The following is a 16055-nucleotide window of genomic DNA, read 5'->3' on the forward strand; positions in this document are numbered from 1 at the left end:
CGGAGAGGGTGAGATGGCCGGACCACTGTGGCCCCGCACGCGGCGGGGCTCGACCGACGAGGCTTTGATCAGGTCGGTCTACGAGGAGCACGGCCACGCCCTGCTCGCCTACGCCACCCGGCTGACCGGCGACCGGGCCACGGCCGAGGACGTCGTCCAGGAGACCCTCATCCGGGCCTGGCGGCATTCCGAGGTCCTGGTCAACGGAAAGGGTTCGGTGCGCGGCTGGCTGCTGACGGTGGCCCGCAACATCATCACCGACCGCTACCGGGCCAAGGCCGCCCGCCCCGCGGAGGTTTCCGGGGCCGCAGCCACTCCCCCGGTCGAGCTGGACCACGCCGATTCCGTGGTGGACACGATGACCGTGCTGGGTGCGCTCGACCAGCTGTCCCCGGAGCACCGGGACGTGCTGAAGGAGTTGTACTACCGCCAGCTCAGCGTGGCCGAGGCGGCCGACAGCCTCGGCATCCCGGCGGGCACGGTCAAATCACGCGCGCACTACGCGCTCAAGGCGCTGCGCGAGGTGTTCCGACAAGGCAGTACCAAGGAGGGCAATCGAATGGGCAGGCCGCCCCAGCAGCCCGCCGGACTGCGTGAGGTGGTGGCATGAACCGGCAGCGGCACGAGGAGGAACTGCTCGGCCCGTACGTTCTCGGCGTCTTGGAGGCGGAGGACGTCCGCCGGGTCGAAGAGCACATGAGCGGCTGCGTGCAATGCCGTGAGGAGGTGGCCGCGTTGCGCGAGATGGAAGCGGCATTGGGCGAGGTGCCTGCGGAGGCCTTCCTCGACGGACCGCCGCAGGGCGGTGATCTGCTGCTCCAGCGCACACTGCGGCAGATGCGCAACGAGGCGGCGGGCGAGCGGCGCCGACGGTGGAGCGTCGCGGGACTGGCCGCGGCGGCCTCGCTGGCCGCCGTGTTCTGGGCCGGGGCGCAGCTGGGCTCCGCGGACGGCGGGCCGGTCGCCCAGCCGCTGCCGCCCTCGCCGACGGTCACGGCGCAGCCGTCACCGCCGGTGGCGGGTACGAAGGTGGCCTCGGCGACCGACCCGGGCACCAACGCGCGGATGACCGTGCAGGTCACGCCCGCCGCCAAGTGGGTACGGGTGCACGCGGCCGTGGCGGGGATCGCGCCGGGCGAGCGCTGCGTACTGATCGTCGTCGGGAAGGACGGCAAGCGCACCTCCGCGGGCAGCTGGGTCGTCGGCAGCCAGAACGGCGAGGGCAAGGGCGCCTCGCTGGACGGCTCTGCGGCGGTGGATCCGGCCAACGTCAAGGAGGTCGTGGTCGAGAACGAATCGGGCAGGCGGTTCGTGTCCGTGCCCATGCCGGTGTAATCCGGCGGCCCCCCAACAAGGGGAGACGAGGGGAGACGAGGGGAGGGGAGCCCGGGCGGCCGAGTGACGGCCGCCCGGGCTCCTCGCCGTACGCAGCCGCCGGGAAACCGTTTCTCCTCGTCGGCCCCGGTGGGCACACTGAACCCATGCCCCGCTCAGTCGAACGCCTGCTCGCCGACCTCGATCCCCTCCCGTACGCCGACCGGCTGCGGCTGCTCGCCACCACCGCCCGGGACCTCGCCCGCAGTGGCGAACTGCCCGGCGTACTGGCCGACCTGGCCGGCCGGGGCCGGTACGAGCGGCGGCTGGCCGCGCTGGCGGCCCTGGCGGGGCGCCAGACCGAGTACCTGGCGCAGCGGCTCGCCGACCCGGACCCGGTGGTGCGGTCCTTCGCCCACCGGGCCGTGCGCACGCTGCCCGTGCCGGACGCGGCGATCGAGGCGGCGTACGACGACGCCTCCGCCGAGATCCGCCGCGAGCTGACGCAAGCCGTGTTCCGGGGTTCCCGCCGGGCGCTCGCGCAGCGGCTGACGCCCGTCATGCGGACCCAGTGGGGCGACGGCGAGGCCGCCTCCCTGCTCCCTGCCTGCGGGCCGGAGTTCGTCTCCCGGCTGCTGCCGGAACTGGCCCACGCCGTCACCCACTGGTCCCGGCTGGGGCGCTGCCATCCCGGCCCGGTGCTGGACCAGGCGGCGAGCGAACTGGCGGAGCTGCCGGAGGGCCTGCGCGCGAGCTGGTGGGAACGTCAGGCTCCGGGTCTGGCCGCGGCCCTGCCCGCCGACCCGGAGCGCGTGCTCGGCCTCCTGGAGCAGTACGGGCCGGGCCGGCTGCCCCGGCCCCTGGCGGACCGGGCCGGCGATCTGATCGCCGCGGACGCCGAGCGGTTCGTGTGCTGGCTGACCGCCCCCGACCGGGCGGACGGGTACCAGGAGCACCTCCTTCCGCCGTCCCGTCTGCGGCAGCTCGTCCGCGCCGATCCGCCGTCCCTGCCCGCCCTCGGCCGCCGCTGGGCGGGGCGTCCCGCGTACCTGGCCGCGCTGTTGAAGGCGCTGCCTCCGGGCCGGCGCTCGGCGTTCCACGACGCGGCCACCGAGCACGTCCCCGCCCCGGACGGGACGGTCCCCGACGAGGTGCTGGCCGTGCTCCCGCGCGAGCGCCGCCAGGCCGTGGCGCGGCGCCACGCCGACCGCGCACGCCGGGAGGCGTGGGCGCCCGACCGGCTCCTCGAAGTGGTCGCGCACCTTCCGGTCGACGAGGCCCGGCCGGAACTCCTCGCCGGGACGCGGAGCTCCGACGCCGACACCCGTCGGGTGGCCTGGGCCCGGCTCGTCGAGAACGCGGTCCACGCGCGCGATGCCGAAGCGCTGGGCGAAGTACTCGAACTGATGGCGCGGCGGCTGCGCAACGACCGCGACCCCGTGCGCTCGTCCGCGCTGACGGCGCTGGCCCGGGTACCGGTGCCACTGCTGACCGCCGAGGCGTCGGTCGCCTGCCTGGACCGGATCGCCGTGGACGCCGTCGGGGCACGCGACTGCTCCGGTTCGACGTACTGGGCCCTGGAGCGCCTGGTGTTCGCGGTTCTGGGGGACCCGGCTCCCCCTTCCGCGCTGCTCGACTGGGCGCTGCGCACCCTCCACGAGCTCATCATGCGGACCGGCCGCCTCGTACACGCCCCGTACGGGAGCGCGCTGCCGCCCGGCCGGGCGCAGCAGATCCTCGAAGTCCTGCTTCCCTGGCTCGACGTACGCGCGGCCAAGGGTGAGTACGAGCCGCTGCTCGGGCTCGCGAGCCACCTGGGAGACCGCGGCCACCGCATGCCGGAGCTCCAGCGAAGGCTCGAAGAGGCCCGGCAGCGGTGCACCGACGCGTTGTTCCCGCAGTTCGCCCGGATCTGGCTCGCGGACCAGGCGACGCGCGGCGAGCGGGTGGCCGTGCTGCTGGAGCAGGAGCCGTCGGCGGTCGCCCTGGAGCCCGTACTGGACGTGCTGTCGGCGCACCGCACCGATCTGCTGGACTCGGTGCTCGCCGCGCGGCCGCCGTACGGCCGGTTCCTGCGCGAGGGGTCCGTACGGCCGCTCCCCCGGTTCGGCCGGGCGGACCGGTGGGTGCCCCGCCAGCAGGAGGAGGCGGCCTGGCTGGCCGAGGTCGCCGTCGGCGACGAATCCATGGCGCTGCACCAGCGGGCGGACGTCCTCGGCGGCGCGGCGCGGATACCCGACCACGGGCTGGAACTCGTACGACGGCACGCGCGCTCGGCGGAGACCCGGCTCGCGGAGACCGCGCTGGCCGCAGCGGCCCGGACGGTGGAGCCGGCGCTGGTCCTGCCCGAACTGCTGGCGCACGCGGGCGACGACCACGCCCGGGTCGCGGTGTACGCCGCCGGGCGGGCCGCGGCGGGGACCTCGCCGACCCGGCTCGCGGAGCTGCTGGACGGGCTGTTGGCCGCGCCCTCGGGCGTCAAGGTGACCAGCCGCAAGGAGGCTGCCCGGCTGACCGCGCGGTTCCTGCCGCCCCGCCGGGCCGCGGCGCTGCTGGGGCGCATCGCCGGCGACGCCGACAGCCATCCCGACGTGGTGACCGCCGTCGTGGGCCTCGCGGTCGGACTCCTGGGGACCGGGGAGGTCTGGCCCCTGCTGGAGACGGCCGCGGCGACCGGAACGCAGGAGGCCGGGGCGGTGATCGCGGGTACCCCGGCGCTCTGGGTGGCGCCGCAGCACCGGCCGCGCTTCGCCCGGCTGGTGGCGCTGCTCGCCGCCTCGCCGCACCGCTCAGTGGCCGGTCAGGCCATCGCGGAGCTGCCGGACTGGATCGCCTACGCGCCGGAGGCCGCGGACCCCGTACGGCTGGCGGTCTGCGACCTGTCGCCGAACCCCGGCTGGAAGGCCGCGGCGACGGCGCTGGAGAAGATCGCCGGTTCGGGGCTGCCGCACCCCGTCGGCGGCGGCGAACCCGGGAGCCAGTTCTACCGCACCGTGGACGAGCTGTTGGCCGTCGTACGGTCCGGTGACGACCCGGAGGCGGAGGCCGAGCGCGATCTGCCGGCCCTCCAAAGGGTGCGGTTCCTGAGCCAGATCGTCTCGGCGGAGCACCGGGAGCTGCGCGCGGCCCTGGTGCGGCAGCTCGCCGGTGAACCTGCCCTGGCCACGGCCCGCGTGGCGCTGCTGCGGCGTTCGGTCGACCTGCGCGCGGACCTGCCGGAGCTGCGGGCGGCCCTGGACGCCCTCGTGGCGGCCCATGAGGGCCGGCCCGGGCTGGCCGCGTCGACGGCGGGCTCGCTGCGTGACGGGAACTGGCACGGTGACCGGGTCGGGGACCCCGCCGTGGTGCTGGAGGCCGTGCGCGGCCTCGCGGCGGACGGCGCCCCGGTTCCGGGGATGTTCGCCGTCGCGCTCACCTCGGCGATGGGCAGGCGTTGCGGCTGGCCCGTCCAGTGGCGCGCGCTGTTGCGGGAGCTGAGGCGGCATGCGCAGCCGGAGGTACGGGACGCGGCACTGGTGGCCACCACGCACCGCGAATGACCGGCGGCCGGAGGCCGGAAGGCCCGCGTCCCCATCCGGACCGATCATCACATTGCGGTCCATGACATCCTGTGACGTCACAACTCGCCGGACGGGATCGGCGGACGTCCGGGGAATATGGGGAAGGTCGATGAGGCTCTGCTTCCTGGTGGAGGAGCACTACCGCCACGACGGCATGCCGAACGAGGTGATCCGGCAGCTCACCGCATGGGGACACCAGGTGGACGTGGTGCGGCCGGGCGGCTCGTTGCTGCGGATGACCGAGGTCGTGGCCTCGGGCACGCACGACGCCTGGGTGCTCAAGACGGTTTCGGGCGGGCCGGGGCTGACCCTGCTCGAGGCCGCGGCCGCGGCCGGGATGACCACGGTCAACGACGCCCGCTCGATCCGGGGCGTCCGCGACAAGGCACTGGCCGCCGCCATCGGCCGGACCCGGGGGCTTCCGATGCCCCCGACGTACGCCGTGGCGCAGCCCGAACTGCTGCGGGAGATACCGGCGGCGGAGTACCCGCTCGTCGTCAAGCCCGCGGACGGCAGCTCCGGGCGGGCCGTGCACCTGGTGTCCTCGCCCGCGGAGCTCGAGGGGGTCCTCGCCGGGCTGGCGGACGAGCACATGCTCATCGCCCAGCCGTACGTGCCCAACTCGGGCACCGACATCAAGGTGTACGCGGTCGGCGGGGAGCTGTTCGCCACCGAGCGCTGCTCGCCCCTGCACCCGGATCCGGCGGTGCGGGAGCGGCGCGTACCGCTGTCGGCCGAGGTGGCGGCGATCGCCGCGCAGGTGGGGGCGGTCTACGGGCTCGACCTGTACGGGGTCGACGTGCTGCTGGGGCCGGACGGGCCCGTGGTGGTGGACGTGAACGACTTCCCGAGCTTCCGTCAGGTCCCGGACGCGGCGGCCCGGGTGGCCCGGGCCGTACTGGGGCTGGCGCGGACGGGCAGCCCGGCGGCAGCGGCGGCAGCCGTGTGCCGGCCGCGGGCGCCGCACGCACTGCCCGTCCCGATCCCGGTGCAGGGGTCTCCCGTACAGGCGTCCGCGGTGCAGGCACCCCAGGTGCAGGCCCCCGCGCGGGCCGGCGAGGCCGTCCTGTGAGGGTCTGCCTGGTCACGCCGGAGCCCGGCCATCCACTGCTGGCCGCCGCGGCGGCGCTGCTCGAAGCCGCCGGGCACCGGGTGGAGTCGCTGCATCCGGGTGCGGTGGGCGAAGCCCCCGCGGACCTGGCCGACGTATACCTGCTGAAGTCGAGGACACCGCAGGGGCTGGACTTCGCGCGGGAACTGGAGCGGCGCGGGGCCCCGGTGCTGAACTCCGCGGCGGCGACCGCGCTCTGCCAGGACCGCGCCCGGATGGCGGAGCTCGCCCTGCGCGCCGGTCTGCCGTTCGCGGGCACCCGTACGTACGACTCCCTCGCGGCCTGGGCCGCGGGTGAGCCGCTCGGCGCCTCGCCCCTGGTGGTCAAGAGCCGGCACAGCCGCAGGCACGACCTGGTCGCCCGGGTCGACGACCGGGCCCGGCTGCGCGAGCTGGCGGCCGCCTGGCCGCAGGAACCCGTCGTGGTCCAGGAGTTCGCGCCCAACAGCGGCTGGGACCACAAGCTGTGGGCGGTCGGGGACCGGGTCTTCGCCGCCCTGCGGCGCTCCGAGCTCGCACCGCAGGGCCGGGGTCCGACCCGGCCGCTCGCCCTGACCGAACTCCCGCCCGGCTGGGCGGACCTGGTCCGCAGGACCGGCGAGGTGTTCGCGCTCGACGTCTACGGGGTCGACCTCATCGACACCGGCGACGGCACCCCGCTCATCGTGGACGTCAACGCCTTCCCCGGCATCCGGGGCCAGGCCGGCGCACCGGAGGCGCTGGCGTCGCTGGCCCTGGCCCGGGCCGCCCGCCGGCACGGCTGCTAAGGGCTGTCCCGTAATCCCCGGCGGGCGCACGACGCCGGCTGCGGCACCTCACCGCCTTGTCGGAACGCCCGGTTACACCCGGTATGAGGACACTCCTCCGCCTCGCGATGCACCGCATCCGACGCCGCGCGCCGATCCACCAGGGATTACCGGACAGCCCCTTAGGGCGGCGCACCGCTCCCGCCGGCCGATCGGCGGCGGCCTCCCGCCGGACGGAGCCGCAGTTGCCCTCGCTGCCGCCGCTGCGGCCGCAGCGGATTCCCGGGCGGGCGGGGGAATCCGCCCCGTCGTGGTGTGTCGGCGGGCCGGGGGTGCGGCGGGCGCCGTGAGGATCGGCGGATGGGCGTCGTACTGCCGGTCTTCTTCGCGCTGTTCGCGGCGTTCAGCAATGCGCTGGCCACCGTGCTGCAGCGGCGTGCCGCGCTCACCGTGCCGCAGAGCAGGGGTTTCCGGTTCGGCCTGATCCTCGATCTGCTGAAGCGGCCCGTGTGGATCGCCGGGATCCTGGCCGTGATCGCGGCCGGGGTGGGGCAGGCCGTGGCGCTGGCCACCGGCGCGCTGGTCCTCGTACAGCCGCTGTTCGTACTGGAGCTGCCGCTCGCGCTGCTCATCGCCTCGCTGGTGGCCCGGCGGCGGCTGCCGGGTGCCCTGTGGCTGGCCGTGGCGGGGGTGGTGGCCGGGCTCGGGGTGGCGCTGGCCGCGGCCTCCCCCACCGGGAACCGGACGCACGTCCCGATCGACCGGTGGATCCCCGCCCTCGCCGTGTGCGCAGCCGTCGTCGCGGCCCTGGCGGTGGCCGGGCTGCGCAGGCCGCCGGGGCGCGCCCGGGCCGGCTGCCTCGGGGCGGCCACCGCCGTCTGCTACGCGCTGACGGCCGCCCTGATGAAGCACTCCGTGTACGTCCTGACCGAGGGCGGCATCGGGGCGTTCCTGACCACGTGGCAGACCTACGCCTTCGGAGCGACCGGCATCTGCGCCCTGCTGCTGCTCGAACACGCCATGCAGGGCGGGCCGCTGGTCGCCTCGCAGCCCGCGCTGACCCTGGGCGATGCGGGCATCAGCGTCGCGCTGGGCGTGGTCCTGTACGAGGAACACCTGCGGGCGGGGTGGTGGGTGCTCCCCCAACTGCTGGGCGTGGCGCTGATCTGTGCGGGGGTCTTCGCCCTCGCTCGGGCCGGTACGGGTGCTCCCTGACGCCGACGGCGGGTGCGGGATAGCGTTCCGGGCAGTCGACTGGAGGGCGGTTCCCGTGCGCGCGGTGGTGTTCGAGCAGTTCGGGCGGCCGGCCGAGGTCCGCGAGGTGCCCGATCCGAGTCCCTCCCCGGGCGGGGTCGTGGTGCGCGTCGAGGCGACGGGGCTGTGCCGCAGCGACTGGCACGGGTGGATGGGGCACGATCCGGACGTCGTGCTGCCGCACGTGCCCGGGCACGAACTCGCAGGTGTGGTGGAGGCGGTGGGCTCCACGATTCTGCCGATGGAGCGGGTGATCGGCTGGGAGTTGGAGATCCTCGGCAGCCACGGCATGGCCGCCCACGCGTACCCGCCGATGATGGAGCTGGTCCGGTCCGGGGCGCTGCGGCCCGACCTGCTGGTCACCTCCACGATCACGCTCGACGCGGCCCCGGCCGCCCTCGCGGCGATGGGCACGGCGCCCGGGCGCGGGGTGACCCTCATCCGGCCGGGAGCATCTGCGCAGGTCTGAGCTACGATCACCGCGCACTGACCAGATCGTGTTCCACGAGGTGGCCGGTGGGCGTCAGCCCTCACGGCAGGGTGTCGACGTCCATGACCGCGCTGCTGGCCGGCGGCCTGCTGCCCGGCGGTTGTTCCGGCGGTGCGTCCCCGGCTCCGGAGAAGTCCGGTTCGCCGACGCCGAGCGCAAGCCACTCGGCCGTGGGCTCGCCCTCGCCCACCACTGCGGCGCCGACGCCCACGCCCGCGGCCGCCTCCGCGGAGCCGGACGAGACCCCGGACCCGGCGGCCGCCCCCGGCGCCCGGCCGAAGGCCACCACCCCGCGCACCCCATCGATCCCGCAGAACCCGAACCGCGGGCCCCATCCGCCCCCGGCGCCGCCCCGGCCCACCCTGACGCCCGACTGGACGCCGTGGAAGCCCGACCCGGACGACCCGTCGATCCCGACGTCCACCATCCCGGCGCTGCCCTGGTAGGGCTTGGTCAGGGAGTGCCCTCCTCCAGCCCGGTGACCTCTCGGACGTGGCGCAGGCTGGGCTCCAGCAGGACCGCGTGGAGCTGCTGGAAGACCTGGCGGGCGGCCACCGCGTTCCAGCCGGCCGGCAGGAGTTCGGTCGGCAGGCCCGGATCGAGGTACGGCAGGCGGCGCCACTGCGTGAGCAGCGGCACGTAGTGGCGGAACGCCTCGGCCGGGCCGAGCTCCCCCTCCGCCGCGAGGCGCTCGGCGACGGGGGCGTAGGTGTCGGTGAAGGCCGCGTACTGCGTCTGGATCGCCGGGAAGTCCCACCACTCGCTCACCGTCTGCGCCAGGTCGCTGAAGGCCGCGTAGTCGGCGGCGAACAGGTGCACGTACTCGCTGAGCCCGAGCCGCACGAGCATGCCGCGGGCGTCTTCGAGCAGCCGCCCCGGGGCCAGCCACACGCCCGGGGCGATGTTGCCGAAGCCGAGCCAGGTCAGCCGGGTGCGCAGCTGGTAGCGGTGGGAGCGCTCGGACTCCGGTACGGAGAACACCGCCATGGCCCAGCCGTCCGCCAGGTCGGCGGGTTCGAGGCTGGCGAAGATGCGGCGGTCGCCCTCGTCGAAGACGGGGTGCACGGCCGGGCTGAGCCGGTAGCCGGTGGCACCCCGGCGTTCCGGTTCGAGGACGCCGCGCTTCTTGAGCCGCGAGATCGCCGACCGCACCGCCGGGCCGTCAACGTCCAGCTCGCCCATCAGCGTGATCAGGTCCGCGATGGAGATCCAGCCGCCGAGGCGGCGCAGGAACGCTCCGTAGACCGTGTTGATCAACGAGCTGGGCCTGAGGGGACTGTCCGACATGATCACCTTCCGTTGTACGCGGTCGCGATCATATCGAGCCCGCCCCGGGCCTGACGGGGACTACTGCGGCAGCGGCGCCTCCGCATACGCGCCGGAGAGCAGGTGTCCCGCCCCCGGGGCCACCGCGGGCAGGTCGAGGGCGCGCAGCATCTGGTGGGCGGTGCACACGGCCGCCGACACCACCGGCTTGCCCAGGAGCTGTTCGGCCTCCTCGATGGCGCCCAGGGAGGGCATCTGCACGCAGGCGGAGAGCACGACCGCGTCGGCGTCCGCGTACTCCAGCGCGCGGGCGAGGCCGGGCAGCCTGGCCGGGTCGTGGGCGGCCACGTCGAGGTTGTCCGGGATTTCGAGGGCCTCGTAGTCGAGGACCTCGATGCCCTCATGGGTGAGGTAGTCCACGACGGTCCGCGTGAGCGGGCGCATGTACGGGGCGAGCAGGGCGATCTTGCGGGCGCCGATGGTGTGCAGTCCGTGGACGAGGGCGCCCGCGCTGGTGACGACGGGTGCGGGGGCGCCGTTCTCGACCGTACGGGTGTGCAGCCGCTGCTCCGAGGTGCGGTGGTAGCCGAGGCCCATGCTCATGATCGCCACGAGGCAGGCGTAGCCGAGCACGTCGACGCGGGCGTCGGACAGTTCCACGGCGCAGCGGTCGGAGTCGGCGTCCATGGCCTTGAGCTGTTCCGGCGTCACATGGGTCATGCGCATCCGGCTGGAGTGGAAGGTGAACCTCTCGTCGGGCACGACCGCCTGGCGGGCGCGCAGGATGGCGGGGACCTCGGTCTCCATGGTCACGTTCGAGCTCGGCACGATCTGGCCGATGCGGTAGGTGCGGGGCGGCACGGGCACTCCTCGGTGGTACGGGGCGGGGAGGGGCGGGTCAGCGGGCGTCGACGACGGGGTTGGCCAGGGTGCCGATGCGCTCGACGGTCGCCTCGACCGTGTCACCCGGAACCAGGAACTCCGGCGGCACCATGCCGGCGCCGACGCCGGAGGGCGATCCCGTGGCGATGACGTCGCCGGGCTCCAGGGTCACGCCGGAGCTGATGTCGGCGATGAGGCGGGCGATCGGGAACAGCATGTGCCGCGTGTTCGACTTCTGCTTGGTGACGCCGTTGACGCGCAGCGAGAGGTCCAGGGCCATGGGGTCGGGGATCTCGTCCGCGGTGACCACCACCGGGCCGAAGGGCGCGTACGAGTCCTGCCCCTTGGAGAAGAACCACTGGCCGGAGCGTCGCTGGTCGCGGGCGCTGATGTCGTTCACGATGCTGTAGCCGAAGATGTGGTCGTACGCGTCCTCCTCGCTCACCCGGAACGCGGTGCGGCCGATGACGACGGCCAGCTCGCACTCCCAGTCGAGCTGCTGGGTGAGGTCGCCGTTGTGCAGGATCGGCGCGCCGGGGCCGGTGACGGCGGTGGCGGGCTTGCTGAACAGCACGGGGCGGGGCGGGAGTTCCTTGTCGGTGTCCAGGCTGCGGCTGGATTCCTCGACGTGCTCGACGTAGTTGAGGCCCACCCCGATGATCTTGCCGGGGCGCAGCGGGGCGGCCGGGGTGACGTCTTCGAGCCGGTGGACGGCCCCGGCCGGGCGGGCGGCGGGATCGGCGTCGAGGAGGCGCCGGGCGGCTTCCCGGGCTGCGGGTCCGGCCTGGACGAAGGAGAGCAGGTCGTGCGGGAGGTCCACGCCGGCGTGGCCGGCCAGGACGGCGAGGTCGAGGACGAGGCCGTCGGCCTCGGCGCCGAGGCGCGGCGCGCCGTCGCCGGCGCCGGTGGTGAAGGTGAGCAGACGCATGGTGGGGCTCCTCGGGGTCAGGCGGTGGCGATCGGGGCGGCAGCCGGCACGGGCTGGTGGCCGTCGTTGTCCGGGTACGCCTCTTCGCGGTGGAAGCCGAGCGAGCGCATCACGGGGAAGTCGTTGAAGGAGAACAGGCAGGCGTCCTCGGCGGGATCGAGGTTGTGGTGCTCGTGCCAGGCCCAGGAGGGGACGCAGAAGATGTCGCCCTGGCGCCACTCGAAGCGCTGCCCGGCGATGACCGAGACCCCGTGCCCCTTGGCCGCCGTGTAGATCACCGAGCCGGTGTGCCGGTGGGCGCGGGTGGCCTGCCCGGGGCGCAGCAGCTGCATGTGGGCGCCCATCGTGGGCATCACCGGGCCGCCCGTGACCGGGTTGGTGTACTCGGCGATGACCCCGTCGTAGGGGGAGCCCTCGCTCGCCTTGGCCAGGCCCAGCAGGGCCTCGTACGTCGGCTCCCAGGGGTAGGCGAGCAGCGGCGAGTAGGGCCTGCTCCACCGCTCCGAGCCGTACGGGAGCAGGTTCGCGCTGTACTGGAGCACGGAGGAGTTGACCACCTTCCCGGGCGTCTGGTGGAGCTCGGGGTGGACTTCGTAGAACCCGGCGTCGAGGGCGTTGACGAGCGGGATGTCGAGTCCGTCCTGCCAGATGACGGGGGCGTCCTCGGCGTCGTTGCCGTGCTCGTGCCAGGTGCCGTTGGGGGTGATCGCGAAATCGCGCGGGCCGACCTTCAGTTTCTGGCCGTCGACGATGGTCCAGGCGCCGGTGCCCTCGTGGACGAAGCGCAGCGCGGCGGCCTGGTGGCGGTGGGCTGTCATGGCCTCGCCCGGTCCCATGATCTGGAGCCCGGTGTAGAGGAGCCCGGCGGCGGCGCTGACGTCCTTGCGGCCGGGGTTGACGAGCATCACGACGCGGCGGCCGGCGTCGTCGGCCTTGACCAGGCCGAGGGCCTTGTGGACGAGGGGCCGCAGCTCCTCGTACCGCCAGAGCACGGGAACGGACCTGGGCTGCGGGTACCAGGGCTCGATGTCGTTGGCGACGGTCCACAGGGCTCCGGCGTCCAGGGCGTCGAGTTCGCCGTAGTACGCGGTGAGTTCGGGGGTGTCGGAGACCCGGGCGCGGCCGAGCATGGTGTCGTCCTGCTCGATGGTCATGCGTCCTCCTCAGCGGTGGTGGTCAGGGGACCCGCGGGCGGCGCGGTGAAGCTCACCGGCAGGCGGGGGCGGTTGTCGACTTCGAGGCGGAAGATGTCGAAGCGGTTGTAGTGGCCGGTGATGTCGTGCATCTGCTTGGGCTGGATGCACCGGCCGAGGTCGATCTCGCCGTAGACGATGCCCTCGTCGTCGACGAGGGGTTCGGTGACCGGGCGGCCGTCGGGGCCGAAGATCCCGGACAGGGCGCTGCGGGGCCGCTGGAACAGGGCGCGAAGGTCCTCGTCGTCCCCGGCGAGCAGGTCGACGATCTCCGGGGAGACGGTGGAGCAGGCGACGACGGAGAAGACCTTGCCCTCGAAGCTGTGGGCGGCGGTGCGGACGGCGATGGCTTCGGCCATGTCGTAGTCGGCCGGGGCCACGGGCAGGGCGATGTAGCAGGAGGCGTGGACCAGTTCGCCCTGCGCGAGGAGCGTGAAGCGGGCCAGCGTGTTGGTGTTCTCGCCGCAGGCGAGGGCGCCGAGCGGGCCGACGGGGGTGGGGTGGACGCGCAGCGAGCTGCCGTCGCCCCCGGTCCACGTGAGCTTCTCGGCCCAGGTGGGCACCAGCTTGCGGTGCACACCGAGGAGTGCGCCGTCGGGTCCGATGGTGAGCAGGGTGTTGTAGAGGACGCCGAGGCTGTGCGCGGCGCGCTCGTTGACGCCGATGACGAGGACGACCCCGTACTGGCGGGCCGCCGCGCGCAGGGTGTCGACGTACGGGCCGGGGATGTCGACCGAGGCGCGCTGCAGGCGCTCGAACCAGGGCGAGCCCTGGACCGGGTTCATCGTCCAGTTCCAGTACGGGTAGCCGGGGACGAACACCTCGGGGAAGACGACGAGTTCGGCGCCGTTGGCGGCCGCCTCGGCGATCAGCGCGACCGCCTTGTCGACGGTGGCCGCGGGGTCCAGGTAGACGGGCGAGGCCTGGACGGCCGCCGCCGTGAAGCGGGGCAGGTGGTGCAGGGGCGGGCGGTTCGGGGGCAGGGTCTCCATCGGGGTCTCCTCAGTTGGCCGGCGCGGCGGCGGCGAGGCGCGGCAGCCAGCGCTGGTGCACCGGCGCGGCGGGCTGCCGCAGCAGCTCCAGGCGCGGCGGGACCCGGTCGGTGCGGGCGGCGGGCGGTCTGCCGCTGCCCGCCTTCCAGGAGGGCGCCCACGGGGCGGCGGGCCCGTGGTAGCCCTGGGCGGCCGCGGCGTGCAGGGTCCAGAGCGGGTCGTGCAGCTGGGCGCGGCCCACCCCGCAGAGGTCGGCCCGGCCGGCCAGGATGATCGAGTTCACGTCGTCGTACGTGGAGATCGCGCCCACGGCGATGGTGGGGACGCCGGTGGCGTTGCGGATCAGGTCGGCGTACGGGGTCTGGTAACTGCGGCCGTAGCGGGGCCGCTCGTGGGCCACCACCTCGCCGGTGGAGACGTCGATCCCGTCGGCGCCGGCCTCGGCGAGGGCGCGGGCGATGGCCACGGCGTCGTCCTCGCTCAGGCCGCCCTCGGCCCAGTCGGCCGCGGAGATCCGGACGAGCAGGGCCTTGCCTGCGGGCCACACCGCCCGTACGGCGTCCAGCACTTCCAGCGGGAAGCGCAACCGCCCGGCGAGGCCGCCGCCGTACGCGTCGGTGCGCAGGTTGGTCAGCGGCGAGAGGAACCCGGACAGCAACTGGCCGTGTCCGTACTGGAGTTCCAGCACGTCGAAGCCTGCCCGGTCGGCTCGCCGGGCCGCGCGGACGAAGTCCCGTACGAGGACGTCCATATCGGCCCGGGTCGCCTCGCGCGGGACCGGGCTGCGCTCGTCCCAGGCCACGGCGGACGCGGCGACCGGCGGACCGTCCCCGGTACCGGCTCGGCGGCCGGCATGGGTGAGCTGGATGCCGAGGCAGGTGTCGGACTGACCGTGGACGAAGTCGGTGATCCGCCGCCAGGCGGCTTCCTGTTCGTCGGTGTAGAGGCCCGGGCAGCCGGGGGTGTCCCGGCCTTCGGCGCTGACGGCGGTCATCCCGGCGAGCACCAGGCCGGAGCCGCCGAGCGCCCGGGTGCTGAGGTGGACGAGGTCGAAGTCCCCCGGAATGCCGTCGCGGGCCGTGCCGAGGGCGGTGGGCGGCACCACGACCCGGTTGCGCAGGAGCAGCCCGCCGAGCGGGAAGGGACGGAACATCGGGGGCACGGGAGCGGAGGAGTTGACGGCGGTGGTGAACTCCTCGTCGCGCACGCGCAGGTTGTCGTAGGTGACGCGGCGACTGCGGGTCAGCAGGTTGAAGGCGAACTGGGGCGGTTCCTGGCCCGTGTAGCGGCCGATGTTCTCGAACCACTCGAGGCTGGCCTGGGCGGCGCGCTGGGTCGATTCCACGACCGGGCGGCGCTCGCCCTCGTACGCGGCGAGCGCGCCGGGCACGTCCGGGTGCTCGTGCAGGCAGGCCGCCAGGGCGAGGGCGTCCTCCATGGCCAGCTTGGTGCCGGAGCCGATGGAGAAGTGGGCCGTGTGGGCGGCGTCCCCGAGGAGGACGACGTTCTCGTGCCGCCAGGTGCGGTTGCGCACCGTGGTGAAGCGAAGCCACTTGGAGTTGTTGGGCAGGAGCCGGTGCCCGTCCAGATGGCCGGCGAGTATCTCCTCGCAGCGGCGGATGCTGTCCGTGTCGCTGGTGCCGGGCGGGTGGTCGCGGTCCGCGAACTCCGCGAAGCCCGCACGCCGCCAGGCGGCCTCGTCCATCTCCACGATGAACGTGGAGCGCGTGGAGTCGTAGGGGTAGGCGTGCACCTGGAGGGTGCCGAAGTCCCGCTCCTCGACGAGGAAGGTGAAGGCCTCGAAGACCTTGTCCGTGCCGAGCCACATGTAGCGGCCGGAGCGTTCGTCCAGGTCGGGCCCGAAGGTGTCCGCGTAGGCGGCGCGGGTGGCCGACCGTACGCCGTCGCAGGCGACGACGAGGTCGTACGTGGCAGCCAGCTCGGCGGCGGGCGGGGCCTGCGTGCGGTAGCGGACGTCCACCGTGAGGGCGGCGCAGCGCTCCTGGAGGATCCGCAGCAGCTGCCGGCGGCCGAGGGCGGCGAAGCCGTGGCCGCCGGAGGTGAGGGTCCGGCGTCGGTAGGTCACGTCGATGTCGCTCCAGCGGGCGAACTCGGCCGACATGGCCGCATAGATCTCGGGGTCGGCCTGCGCGATGCCGTCGAGGGTCTCGTCGGAGAAGACGACCCCGAAACCGAACGTGTCGTCGGGGGCGTTGCGCTCCCAGACGGTGACGTCCCAGTGGGGGGAGAGCTGCTTGGCCAAGGCTGCGAAGTACAGCCCGCCGGGCCCTCCTCCGATGACTGCTACGCGCACGGCGT

The 16055-nt window shown here is 74.2% G+C and carries 14 protein-coding genes; 8 read left to right on the plus strand and 6 right to left on the minus strand.

The window, feature by feature from the left end:
* Window positions 1-13: 13 nt before the first annotated feature.
* The 8 genes from ACZ5WG_RS04820 to ACZ5WG_RS04855 all read left to right on the plus strand — a co-directional run bounded on the left by ACZ5WG_RS04820 (window position 14) and on the right by ACZ5WG_RS04855 (window position 8921).
* Complete coding sequence (locus ACZ5WG_RS04820; RefSeq protein WP_030295723.1) at window positions 14-610, plus strand: sigma-70 family RNA polymerase sigma factor; 597 nt, start codon at window positions 14-16, stop codon at window positions 608-610.
* Complete coding sequence (locus ACZ5WG_RS04825; RefSeq protein ID WP_468720664.1) at window positions 607-1335, plus strand: anti-sigma factor family protein; 729 nt, start codon at window positions 607-609, stop codon at window positions 1333-1335. Before ACZ5WG_RS04820 ends, ACZ5WG_RS04825 begins: the two co-directional genes overlap by 4 nt.
* A 146-nt stretch (window positions 1336-1481) precedes the next feature.
* Complete coding sequence (locus tag ACZ5WG_RS04830) at window positions 1482-4853, plus strand: hypothetical protein (protein WP_468720666.1); 3372 nt, start codon at window positions 1482-1484, stop codon at window positions 4851-4853.
* A 130-nt stretch (window positions 4854-4983) separates the two neighbouring features.
* Window positions 4984-5946 carry an ATP-grasp domain-containing protein gene (locus tag ACZ5WG_RS04835; protein WP_468720667.1) on the plus strand — a complete coding sequence of 321 codons (963 nt, stop codon included), beginning with the start codon at window positions 4984-4986 and terminating at the stop codon, window positions 5944-5946.
* A complete protein-coding gene (locus ACZ5WG_RS04840; protein WP_468720669.1) occupies window positions 5943-6752 on the plus strand; it encodes an ATP-grasp domain-containing protein in 810 nt (269 codons plus the stop codon). Before ACZ5WG_RS04835 ends, ACZ5WG_RS04840 begins: the two co-directional genes overlap by 4 nt.
* 339 nt (window positions 6753-7091) lie before the next feature.
* Entirely contained in the window at window positions 7092-7946 is an 855-nt protein-coding gene (locus ACZ5WG_RS04845; protein ID WP_468720671.1) for a DMT family transporter, read from the plus strand.
* Window positions 7947-8001: 55 nt separating this feature from the next.
* Window positions 8002-8454 carry an alcohol dehydrogenase catalytic domain-containing protein gene (locus tag ACZ5WG_RS04850; RefSeq protein ID WP_468720672.1) on the plus strand — a complete coding sequence of 151 codons (453 nt, stop codon included), beginning with the start codon at window positions 8002-8004 and terminating at the stop codon, window positions 8452-8454.
* 83 nt (window positions 8455-8537) lie between these two features.
* Window positions 8538-8921, plus strand: coding sequence for a hypothetical protein (locus ACZ5WG_RS04855; protein WP_468720674.1), 384 nt, complete (start codon window positions 8538-8540; stop codon window positions 8919-8921).
* 7 nt (window positions 8922-8928) lie between these two features.
* Here the strand turns inward: ACZ5WG_RS04855 and ACZ5WG_RS04860 are convergent, their stop codons facing one another.
* From ACZ5WG_RS04860 to ACZ5WG_RS04885, 6 genes are all read right to left on the minus strand, one after another.
* Window positions 8929-9762 carry a PaaX family transcriptional regulator gene (locus tag ACZ5WG_RS04860; protein WP_468720675.1) on the minus strand — a complete coding sequence of 278 codons (834 nt, stop codon included), beginning with the start codon at window positions 9760-9762 and terminating at the stop codon, window positions 8929-8931.
* 60 nt (window positions 9763-9822) lie between these two features.
* Entirely contained in the window at window positions 9823-10548 is a 726-nt protein-coding gene (locus ACZ5WG_RS04865; RefSeq protein ID WP_468721433.1) for a maleate cis-trans isomerase family protein, read from the minus strand.
* 91 nt (window positions 10549-10639) lie between these two features.
* Entirely contained in the window at window positions 10640-11551 is a 912-nt protein-coding gene (locus ACZ5WG_RS04870; protein ID WP_468720677.1) for a fumarylacetoacetate hydrolase family protein, read from the minus strand.
* A gap of 17 nt (window positions 11552-11568) precedes the next feature.
* A complete protein-coding gene (locus tag ACZ5WG_RS04875) occupies window positions 11569-12705 on the minus strand; it encodes a cupin domain-containing protein (protein WP_468720679.1) in 1137 nt (378 codons plus the stop codon).
* Window positions 12702-13736 (minus strand): carbon-nitrogen hydrolase family protein, encoded by a 1035-nt coding sequence (locus ACZ5WG_RS04880; RefSeq protein WP_468720681.1) that lies wholly within the window; start codon window positions 13734-13736, stop codon window positions 12702-12704. The genes ACZ5WG_RS04875 and ACZ5WG_RS04880 overlap by 4 nt, the downstream gene beginning before the upstream one ends.
* Window positions 13737-13746: 10 nt before the next feature.
* Window positions 13747-16050 carry an oxidoreductase gene (locus ACZ5WG_RS04885; RefSeq protein ID WP_468720683.1) on the minus strand — a complete coding sequence of 768 codons (2304 nt, stop codon included), beginning with the start codon at window positions 16048-16050 and terminating at the stop codon, window positions 13747-13749.
* Between the last annotated feature and the right edge of the window lie 5 nt (window positions 16051-16055).

The sequence above is a fragment of the Streptomyces sp. NPDC032745 genome (genome assembly GCF_055579465.1).

Bases quoted from the DNA above. Each gene is read 5' to 3' on its own strand.
- ACZ5WG_RS04820 (WP_030295723.1), top strand. From the start codon at position 14: ATGGCCGGACCACTGTGGCCCCGCACGCGGCGGGGCTCGACCGACGAG.
- ACZ5WG_RS04825 (WP_468720664.1), top strand. From the start codon at position 607: ATGAACCGGCAGCGGCACGAGGAGGAACTGCTCGGCCCGTACGTTCTC.
- ACZ5WG_RS04830 (WP_468720666.1), top strand. From the start codon at position 1,482: ATGCCCCGCTCAGTCGAACGCCTGCTCGCCGACCTCGATCCCCTCCCG.
- ACZ5WG_RS04835 (WP_468720667.1), top strand. From the start codon at position 4,984: ATGAGGCTCTGCTTCCTGGTGGAGGAGCACTACCGCCACGACGGCATG.
- ACZ5WG_RS04845 (WP_468720671.1), top strand. From the start codon at position 7,092: ATGGGCGTCGTACTGCCGGTCTTCTTCGCGCTGTTCGCGGCGTTCAGC.
- ACZ5WG_RS04855 (WP_468720674.1), top strand. From the start codon at position 8,538: ATGACCGCGCTGCTGGCCGGCGGCCTGCTGCCCGGCGGTTGTTCCGGC.
- ACZ5WG_RS04860 (WP_468720675.1), bottom strand. From the start codon at position 9,762: ATGTCGGACAGTCCCCTCAGGCCCAGCTCGTTGATCAACACGGTCTAC.
- ACZ5WG_RS04865 (WP_468721433.1), bottom strand. From the start codon at position 10,548: ATGGAGACCGAGGTCCCCGCCATCCTGCGCGCCCGCCAGGCGGTCGTG.
- ACZ5WG_RS04870 (WP_468720677.1), bottom strand. From the start codon at position 11,551: ATGCGTCTGCTCACCTTCACCACCGGCGCCGGCGACGGCGCGCCGCGC.
- ACZ5WG_RS04875 (WP_468720679.1), bottom strand. From the start codon at position 12,705: ATGACCATCGAGCAGGACGACACCATGCTCGGCCGCGCCCGGGTCTCC.
- ACZ5WG_RS04880 (WP_468720681.1), bottom strand. From the start codon at position 13,736: ATGGAGACCCTGCCCCCGAACCGCCCGCCCCTGCACCACCTGCCCCGC.